The organism is Mesorhizobium sp. WSM4820, assembly GCF_055811075.1.
On sequence record NZ_JBVVQN010000072.1, the window covers coordinates 1 to 897 of the forward strand.

Here is an 897-nt window from a genome sequence, read left to right on the forward strand (position 1 = left end):
TGGAGAGCGAGGCCAAGAAGGCAGACTTACGCGGTAAGCCGCGCCGGGCATCCGGTGAATCACAGCTCCAGAGGCGTGTCTTGGAAGTATTTTCCGGGAGAGGCACCGAAGGCCGCCCGAAAAACCGCGATGAAGGCGCTGGGGCCTGAGTAGCCGAGTGCAAAAGCGATGTCGCCGACGCTTCGGCCACCGGCGAGCCACTCCACCGATTTCAGCAGTTTCGCCTGCTGTCGCCAGGCGCGGAAACTCATCCCTGTCTCAGATTGGAAGTGACGCTGGAAGCTACGTGGGGACATGGCCGCACGTGACGCAAGCTCATCGAGGGGCCAATCTGCGCCCGGCTCATTCCGCATGTCTGCGGCGATGTCCCGGAGGCGTTCGGATGCCGGCAACGGGAGAGACAACGGTGCGACCGGACTCGTCTGGAGCTGGTCGAGAATGACTGCCACAAGTCGTTCGGCGCGGAGGCTGCCCGCATCCGCGCGAGGTATTTCCAGAAACGCCAGGATTAGCTCGCGCAGGAGCCGCGTCGTACCGATCACGGAGACTTCCGGTGACAGGCTCGCCACGGCGTCGGGGCGGAAAAAGAGATAGCTGCGCTCCGTCTCCTGCAGGTAGGTCACCTCGTGGAGGACCCCGGACGGCACGAACACGGCGCGTTCGGGCGGGATGATGAAGTAACCCCGCTCGGTCTCCAGCCTCAGCGAACCCCGCACGATCTGGAAAAGCTGCGCCCGGTGGTGCGTATGAAAAGCGTAGGTCCGCCCGGCGGGCTCTGCTCCGCCCTGAGCGACAGCGGTATGCGGATAATCTCCGAACCCGTCTTCCGGCAAATGAACGTTGATCAGGTTGTCGCGGGCAATCATGGCGGCTCAGAGACATAATTTGTCAGACTGC

General features: G+C 63.0%; 1 protein-coding gene. It reads right to left on the reverse strand.

Annotation, left to right across the window (positions count from 1 at the left end):
* Nucleotides 1-59: 59 nt before the first annotated feature.
* A complete protein-coding gene (locus tag AC0L2R_RS33760; protein ID WP_126104428.1) occupies nt 60-866 on the reverse strand; it encodes an AraC family transcriptional regulator in 807 nt (268 codons plus the stop codon).
* Nucleotides 867-897: the final 31 nt, after the last annotated feature.

Bases quoted from the DNA above. Each gene is read 5' to 3' on its own strand.
- AC0L2R_RS33760 (WP_126104428.1), bottom strand. From the start codon at position 866: ATGATTGCCCGCGACAACCTGATCAACGTTCATTTGCCGGAAGACGGG.